Origin of the sequence: Actinomadura sp. HBU206391, from assembly GCF_014323665.1 — a bacterium.
Taxonomy (GTDB): Bacteria; Actinomycetota; Actinomycetes; order Streptosporangiales; family Streptosporangiaceae; genus Actinomadura_C.
Map to the genome: position 1 here is coordinate 1 of NZ_JABVEB010000249.1, position 7686 is coordinate 7686.

Below are 7686 nucleotides of genomic sequence, written 5' to 3' on the forward strand. Positions count from 1 at the left end.
CTGATCTCGACGTGCGCCGACGACCAGGGGATGGCCTTCGCCGTGTACCAGGAGCCCCCGGACGCGCAGGGGGCTCCGGTCGCGCCGTACCGGCACGGTGAGATCTGTTACCTGACGATCGAGGTGCCCGACTCGGCACGTGCACGCGCGTTCTTCGGTGCCGTGCTGAACTGGGAGTTCACCCCCGGCCGGGCCGAGGACGGGTGGGGCGCGCTCATCGGAGGCGAGGAGGGCAGGTTCATGACCGGCCTGCACGGCGGTCACCCGCGGTCGATCGTCGTGCCGATGTACTCGGTCGACGATGTCCACGCGGCGGTCGAACGGGTGCGCGCCGCCGGCGGGACCGCCACGGAGCCGGAGAGGCAGCCGTACGGCATCACCGCGAAATGCGTCGACGACCAGGGCAGCCACTTCTACCTCGGCCAGCTCTCCTGAGCCGGACGGGGCGTACGGGCGGGCCGACGCGGGCGAGGAGGGGACGGGCCCGCGGGAGCGTTGGACGGGCCGGCGGGTGCGAGCGACGACGCCGCCGGCCCGTGGCCGTCAGCTCTTCGCGAGGCGGGTGAGAGCGTCGCCGGTGAGGCGGTAGACCGTCCATTCGTCCTGGGGAAGAGCCCCGAGGGACGTGTAGAAGCCGATGGCCGGCGCGTTCCAGTCGAGCACCGACCACTCGACCCGCCCGTATCCCCGTTCGTCGGCGATCTTGGCGAGTTCGGCCAGCAGCGTCTTGCCGTAGCCGTGCCCACGCGCGTGCGGGCTGACGTACAGGTCCTCGAGGTAGATGCCGTGGCGGCCGAGCCAGGTGGAGTAGCTGAGGAACCACAGGGCGAACCCCACGACCTCGCCCTCGTGCTCGACCACGTGCGCGAAGACGCGCGGCTCGGGACCGAACAGACTTGCCCGGAGGTCCTCCTCCGTGGCTCGGACCTCGTGCAGGGCGCGTTCGTACTCGGCGAGCTCACGGACGAGCCGCAAGATCGTCGGGACGTCCTCGGGGGTGGCGATCCGAATCATGCGATGCAGGTTACTGGCCGCGGCTCATGGTCCCGAACGCGTGGGAGGTGCGGCGGAGATCCACTCGCCCGGCCTGTCACGCCCCGTCCGACCTGCCCGGCGACGTCTCCGGGCGCCGGGCGTGGCGGAGAGGCACCCGCCGATCGTCAGCCCTCCGCGAGACGGGTGATGGCGTCGCCGGCGACGCGGTAGATCGTGAACTGGTCCTGGGGCAGGGCGCCCAGAGACTTGTAGAAGCCGATCGCGGACTCGTTCCAGTTGAGCACGGCCCACTCGACCCGCCCGTAACCACGCTCGTCGGCGATTCGGCCCAGCTCGGTGAGCAGTGCCTTGCCATAACCGTGTCCCCGCGCATCGGGGCTGACGTACAGATCGTCGAGATGGATTCCGTGGCGGCCGGTCCAGGTCGAGTAGGTGAGGAACCACAGGGCGAACCCCACGACCTCGCCCTCGTGCTCGGCGACGTGGGCGAAGGCCCGCGGCTCGGGGCCGAACAGGCCCGTCCGCAGATCCTCTTCGGTGGCCTGAACCTCGTGCAGGGCGCGTTCGTAGTCCGCCAGCTCGCGGACGAGCCGCAGGATCGTCGGGACGTCCTCGACAATGGCAGTGCGAATCATGCGCCGCACAGTACTCCGCCACGCCGCGCGCACCCACGGTGTCGCCGAAGCCGGCCGGGCGTCCGTACGGGCGAGCCGCCCTCGAGGACAGGCCTGCGTCACTCCCGGTGACGATGCGGCAATCCGATAACGCACCGGAGCAGAAGATCGGTTACGATCCATTCGCGCCCTCGGGCAAATAGATCGGGAGATCCTCAAGTGGCTGAAGCTCCAGCGGGCAACGAAGCGCCTGAGACTCCGCCGGCCGAGGACGTCTCCGGCGGTCGGCTCTTGGAGTACCCCCGCGGCGGACCAACCGTGCTCCGCATCGTGCTCGGGTCCCACCTGCGCCGCCTGCGCGAGCGGCAGAACATCTCCGCGGAGGACGCCGGCTACGCGATCCGGGCCTCTCACTCCAAGATCAGCCGGATGGAGCTGGGACGGGTCGGCTTCAAGGAGCGGGACATCGCCGACCTGCTCACCCTGTACGGCGTCGTCGACCCCTCCGAGCGGGCGGTCGTGCTCTCGCTGATGGAGCAGGCCAACACGCCCGGCTGGTGGCACCAGTACGGCGACGTGCTGCCGAGCTGGTTCGAGGTCTACATCGGTCTCGAAGAGGCCGCCTCGCTCATCCGGACCTACGAGGTGCAGTTCGTCCCCGGCCTGCTGCAGACCGAGGACTACGCGCGGGCCGTGATCCGGCTCGGCCATCCCGAGGCCTCCCCCGGCGAGATCGAACGCCGCGTCCGGATGCGGATGACCCGCCGGGAGTGTCTCACCGGGGCCGAGCCGCCGGTGCTTTGGGCGATCATGGACGAAGCCGCCCTGCGGCGTCCCATGGGCGGCCGCGAGGTCATGCGCGCCCAACTCGAGCATCTCATCGAGATGAGCGAGATGAGCAATGTCACGCTCCAAGTGGTGCCGTTCACCGCCGGTGGCCACGCCGCCGCGGGCGGGCCGTTCGCGATCCTGCGCTTCGGCGAGCAGTCGCTGCCCGACATCGTCTATCTCGAGCAGCTGACCAGCGCCCTCTATCTGGACAAGCCCGCCGACGTCGACAAGTACCTGCGCACGATGAACCGGCTCTGTGTGGAGGCCGCCCGTCCCGAGCACACCTCCCAGGTTCTCTCCACCCTGCTGAATCAGCTCTGACGGCCCACCGGCACCCGGCCGCGAGGACGGTTCAGGCGAAGACGTCGGCGTGCCCTTCGGGCACCTTCAGGTCGCGATCGCGGCCCGTTGTCCGGCGGCAGCACGACGTATCGCTCCGGCGCTCACGGCCAGGGCGAGGTCGGTGTGCCCCGCCGGAAAGGGAGGTCCATCTACCCGGCGAGATTGACCGGTCGGTCAATCAGGGAATCCCGGACATGAACGACATGGACCGACCCAGATCCCCATGGAGGTGGCGGATGGGCAACTATTCCTGGCAGGACGGCGTCGCCTTCGTCGCCGGTCTCGCCGCACTCCTCGCGCCCGAACTGTGGGCCGACGACGCGGGCAAGCAGCCCCTGATGGTGCTGGGCGCCCTCCTGGCCCTCGCGGGCCTCTATGCGCTCTTGGCGGCCGCAGGGCCGTCGGCGTGGACCACGACGGCGTTCGCGGTGCTCATCTTCGTCTCGCCCTGGGCCTTCGAGTTCACCGGTCAGGACGCGGCGGCCTGGACGGCATGGATCGCCGGCGGCGTCGCCGCTATCGTCGGCCTGTGGGGCGCGACCCAGGCTCGGAGCTCGGCCGCTCGGAGTTCGACGGGCCGGAGTTCGACGACGGTCTGAGCACGGCGCTGAGACGGCCCCTGGCACCTCGGTGTCCAGGGGTCGCCGGCGTTTCCAGCCCGTTCCGGCACGCGTGCCCGCCGCAGGCGACACGGAGGGCCGATGAAGAAGTCACCGCTCGCACGGGCGGGCGCGCGCACGCGCATTCTCGACGCCGCCGAGGAACTGTTCGCCCAGGCGGGCTATGACGGCTCCTCCACCGCCGGCATCGCCGTACGCGCCGAGGTGCCCAAAGGGCTGGTCTTCCACTACTTCCCGCAGAAGATCGACGTGCTCACCGCACTCATCGACGAACGCACCTCGGTCGAGGTACTGGCCGAAGGCGACGTCGAGGCGCTGCCCGGCGACCCGGCCGGCACGCTGTCGCGGCTGGCGCGGCGTTTTCCGCTGCGGGCCTCGCCCGCGATGCGGCGGATCCTGTTCCGCGAGGCCGACACCCACCGGTCGGCCAGGGAACGGCTCAGACGGGTCAACGCCGAGGTGATCCACCGTGCCCGCCGAGCGCTCGAGCTGGCCCTGCCCGGCGCGCGCGGCGACACCGCCCGGCTGGAGGTGGCGGCGGCCACCTTCGCGACCGTTCTGCTCTACCAGGAGAACCTCCATCAGCTCACCGGCCAGCACGTCGACACCGACGCGGTCGCCGACCTCATCGCCCGCGCGCTCGGCCCCTGACCCGGCCCGACCCTGGCCCGGCATCGCGGCATCCCGAGCTTGGCCTGGCGCTCAGGCGATCTCTTCGATGAAGGACATGAGCTGGGTGAGGTTGCGGCATTCGAACATCGGCACGACCTCGTCATAGGCCGAGGCGGCCGAGTCGCCGGTGTCCCAGTCCCTGCGGGCCTCGGGATTGAGCCAGTACGCGTGCTTCGCCCGGCCGGCGAGTTCCCGGAGCGTCGGCAGCGCGAGGTCGCCGTAGTTGGAGCGGGCGTCGCCGAGCACGAGCAGTGAGGTTCTCGGCCCGATGGCGTCGCCGTAGCGGTCGGCGAAGACCTCGAACGCGTGACCGTAGTTGCTGCGCCCGCTGATCCACACCAGGTCGGCCTCCTGGGCGAGCCGGGTCATGGCGTCGACGACGTCCACGCCAGGGGCGAAGAACCGGGTGATCTCGTCGGTCGAGTCGATGAACGCGAACGCCCGTACCTTGGTGAACTGCTCGCGCAGCGCGAAAGTGAGCAGCAGCGTGAAGTGCGCGAACGACGAGACCGAGTCGCTGGCGTCGCAGAGGATGACCAGCTCGGGTTTGTGCGGCCGGCGCGGCCTGTGGTGGGTGGTGACCGGCACACCCCCGGTCGACAGCGACGCTCGCACCGTACGGCGGAAGTCCAGCCGGCCCCGGCTGCCGGGCCGGTTGCGGGCGGCGAGCCGGGTGGCGAGCCTGCGGGTGAGCGGATAGACCTCGCGGCGCAGCGAGTCCAGATCCGCGCGGGACGCCCGGCCCCAGTCCAGCTGCTCCAGCGGCGGCCGCACCGCCATCCGGGCCGTCCGCTCGAGCCCGCCGTCCTCGGCGATCCGCCGCCGCACCTCGATGCCGACGAGGTCCTCGAACCGCGTGATCCGATCGCGGAACGTCTGCCGTGCCCCGCGCTCGGCGATGCCGCCCCGGTCCTCGCCGGTGAGCACGGCGCGGAGCAGCCCGGCCATCAGCGTGTCCGCCGACATCGCCTGCAGCACCCCTGAGGAGAACCACGACTGGCCGCCGGGCGACCGGCCGTACTGCCCGACGATCGCCTGGACGAACTGCCGCAGACCCGCGTCGTCCCCGGTGAGCAGCAGGTCGGCGAGCTCGCGCCGCCGCGCCTGTACCTCGGGGTCGAGCGCGGGTGGCACGGGTGTGGCCGGTCGCCCCGGGCCGCCGGTCGGCCGGTGCTCCTCGGGGCCGGCCACGCCGTCCCCGATCGTGGTCGGGAACCACAGGTCGAAGAGGGTGTCGAAGATCTGCCGGTGCGCCGGCCGCTTGACCACCGTGGCGGCGTAGGCCGCCCGCAGCGTCTCGCGCTCGCCCAGCCCGACGACCGTCAGCGCCCGTACGGCGTCCAGCCCCTCGGCGATCGACACCGGCAGCCCGGCCTCGCGCAGCGCGGCGACGAAGGCGGTGTGCCGGTCGATGAGCGACATCAGCCCGGCAGACCCGGTCCCGGCAGACCCACTCCCGGCAGACCGAGCTCCTTCACCGCCCGCTCATGGTCGGACGCGTGCTTGAGCACGACGCCGAGCGTGCGGGCGACGGCGGCCTCGTCGAGCTGGTCCAGGCCGAGGGCGAGCAGGGTCCGTGCCCAGTCGATCGTCTCCGCTATCGACGGCGACTTCTTGATCTCCAGTGCCCGCAGCGCCCCGACCGTCTGCACCACCCGGGCCGCGAGCTCGCGCTCGATGCCCGGCACCCGGGCGAGCACGATGTCGCGTTCCCGCTCGGGCCGCGGGTAGTCCAGATGCAGGTAGAGGCAGCGCCGCTTGAGGGCCTCGGACAGTTCCCTGGCCGCGTTGGACGTCAGCACCACGAAAGGCCTGCGGGCGGCGACGATGGTGCCGAGCTCGGGGATCGTGACCTGGTAGTCCGACAGCACCTCCAGCAGCAGCCCCTCGACCTCGACGTCGGCCTTGTCGGTCTCGTCGATCAGCAGCACCGTCGGCTCGGTACGGCGGATGGCCGCCAGGAGCGGCCTCTCCAGCAGGAACTCCTCGGTGAAGATGTCGTCGTGCGTGGTCTCCCAGGCGCGGTCGGCCGGCGCCGCCTGGATCCGGAGCAGCTGCTTCTTGTAGTTCCACTCGTACAGCGCCCGTGCCTCGTCCAGCCCCTCATAGCACTGGAGCCGTACGAGGCGGGCGCCGGTCACGGCGGCGACGGCCTTGGCGAGCTCGGTCTTGCCCACGCCCGCCGGGCCCTCGACCAGCAGCGGCTTGCCCAGTGCGTCGGCGAGGTAGACCGTGGTGGCGATCGCGTCGTCGGCGAGATATCCGACGGCGGCGAGCCGGTCGGCCACCTCCTCGGGTGTGGCGAAAAGACCGCTCGTGGGCTCGTCCTCGATCACGCTCCGCGCTCCTTCCGGCACCGGCACGGCGGTGCCGTTCGGGCCTCATACCTGTGACCGAGCCGGAACTGGCACCGCCGAGGGACGACACCGGCCACGCGGCCCTGTATACCGGGATCATGACGACTCCTCGACCGCCCCACCACGCCGACCTGACCGCCGCCTTCGCGGCCAGACAGGAGCTTGGCCCCGACTACGACGCCGCGTTCATCGAGTCGGTCGTCGATCGGGTGGAACAGACGATCGACGCCCGGTTGGGCACGCAGGTGCCCGCCCGGACCGAACGCGACCATCACGCCGCCAAGGACGAGCGCGGGGCGAGCATCGCCGTCCTGTGCATCAGCCTGGCGGCGGCGGTTCCGCTGACCGCGATCGGCGTCGCCAACGCGGGTCTCCCCGGTCTGCTGCTCTCCTGGGGCGGCATCGTCATGATCAACCTCGTCTACGCCCTCCGGTTCCTGCGCGGCTGACGTTCACTTGCCCGGCTCGGGGTCGCGCGGCAGGCCGAGAAGCCGTTCGGCGATGATGTTGAGCTGCACCTCGGTGGTGCCGCCGTAGATCGTCATCGCCCGGCTGAAGAGCATGTAGCGAGCCCACTTGCCACTGAGCCCGCGCATGTCCTCCAGCACCGCGCTCGTGCCCTGGGCGGCCCAGACGTAGTCGGCGACGTCCTGGTTGAACTGAACGCCGAGCAGTTTGCGGACGCTGGCCTCCGCGCCCGGGTTGAGGCCGGACAGCTGCTTGACGGTCGTCCGCAGCCCGAGCAGGTCGATCGACTGGCCCTGGGCGACGAGTTTGCCGACCTCCACCCTCGCGGCCTCGTCGAGCTCACGGCCGCCGAAGAACTCCAGCAGCTCCGGAAGCCCGGCGCCCAGGCCGCCACCTCTGGACAGCGAGACCCGCTCGTTGCTGAGCGTGTTGCGGGCGACCTGCCAGCCCTTGTTCACCTCGCCGACGACGCAGTCGTCCGGCACGAACACCTCGTCGAGGAAGACCTCGTTGAAGATGGCCTCGCCGGTGAGCTCCTTCAGCGGCCGGACGTCGATGCCCTCGGACTTCATGTCCAAGAGGAAGTAGGTGATGCCGTCGTGCTTGGGCGCCGAGGGGTCGGTGCGGGCGATGCAGAAGCCCCACTGGGCGTGCTGGGCGACGGAGGTCCAGATCTTCTGCCCGGTGAGCTTCCAGCCGCCCTCGACCCGCTCGGCCTTCATGGACAGTGAGGCCAGGTCCGAGCCGGCGCCCGGCTCGCTGAATAGCTGGCACCAGACCATCTGG

General features: G+C 70.8%; 10 protein-coding genes. 5 read left to right on the forward strand and 5 right to left on the reverse strand.

Translation table 11 applies throughout. From position 1 onward, the window contains the following. Positions 1-435: VOC family protein (locus HKK72_RS32960; protein ID WP_222721438.1), on the forward strand; the 435-nt coding region annotated here is incomplete at its 5' end. Between the two features lie 108 nt (positions 436-543). Here HKK72_RS32960 and HKK72_RS32965 read toward each other — a convergent pair. After that, positions 544-1014, reverse strand: a complete 471-nt coding sequence (locus HKK72_RS32965; protein WP_187238339.1) for a GNAT family N-acetyltransferase — start codon at positions 1012-1014, stop codon at positions 544-546. A gap of 146 nt (positions 1015-1160) precedes the next feature. Then, on the reverse strand, positions 1161-1631 hold the full coding sequence (locus HKK72_RS32970) for a GNAT family N-acetyltransferase (protein ID WP_187238340.1): 471 nt from the start codon (positions 1629-1631) through the stop codon (positions 1161-1163). A gap of 198 nt (positions 1632-1829) precedes the next feature. On the opposite strand from HKK72_RS32970, the gene HKK72_RS32975 reads away from it, so the two are divergent. The 3 genes from HKK72_RS32975 (at position 1830) to HKK72_RS32985 (ending at position 4054) form a co-directional block, all read left to right on the forward strand. After that, the gene (locus HKK72_RS32975; protein WP_187238341.1) at positions 1830-2762 is read left to right on the forward strand and encodes a Scr1 family TA system antitoxin-like transcriptional regulator; all 933 of its coding nucleotides are present in this window, start codon (positions 1830-1832) and stop codon (positions 2760-2762) included. A gap of 257 nt (positions 2763-3019) precedes the next feature. Continuing rightward, positions 3020-3382, forward strand: coding sequence for an SPW repeat protein (locus HKK72_RS32980; RefSeq protein WP_187238342.1), 363 nt, complete (start codon positions 3020-3022; stop codon positions 3380-3382). Positions 3383-3484: 102 nt separating this feature from the next. After that, complete coding sequence (locus HKK72_RS32985; RefSeq protein WP_187238343.1) at positions 3485-4054, forward strand: TetR/AcrR family transcriptional regulator; 570 nt, start codon at positions 3485-3487, stop codon at positions 4052-4054. A 51-nt stretch (positions 4055-4105) separates the two neighbouring features. Here HKK72_RS32985 and HKK72_RS32990 read toward each other — a convergent pair whose 3' ends face one another. After that, positions 4106-5497 (reverse strand): vWA domain-containing protein, encoded by a 1392-nt coding sequence (locus tag HKK72_RS32990; RefSeq protein ID WP_187238344.1) that lies wholly within the window; start codon positions 5495-5497, stop codon positions 4106-4108. Further along, positions 5497-6411: a MoxR family ATPase gene (locus HKK72_RS32995; RefSeq protein ID WP_315987572.1), complete on the reverse strand. Its 915-nt coding sequence runs from the start codon at positions 6409-6411 to the stop codon at positions 5497-5499. Before HKK72_RS32995 ends, HKK72_RS32990 begins: the two co-directional genes overlap by 1 nt. Positions 6412-6530: 119 nt before the next feature. Between HKK72_RS32995 and HKK72_RS33000 the strand changes: the two genes are divergently transcribed. Continuing rightward, positions 6531-6881: a hypothetical protein gene (locus HKK72_RS33000; protein WP_187238345.1), complete on the forward strand. Its 351-nt coding sequence runs from the start codon at positions 6531-6533 to the stop codon at positions 6879-6881. A gap of 3 nt (positions 6882-6884) precedes the next feature. On the opposite strand, the gene HKK72_RS33005 is transcribed toward HKK72_RS33000, so the two are convergent. Continuing rightward, the coding region (locus HKK72_RS33005; RefSeq protein ID WP_187238346.1) for an acyl-CoA dehydrogenase family protein at positions 6885-7686 on the reverse strand (802 nt) is incomplete at its 5' end.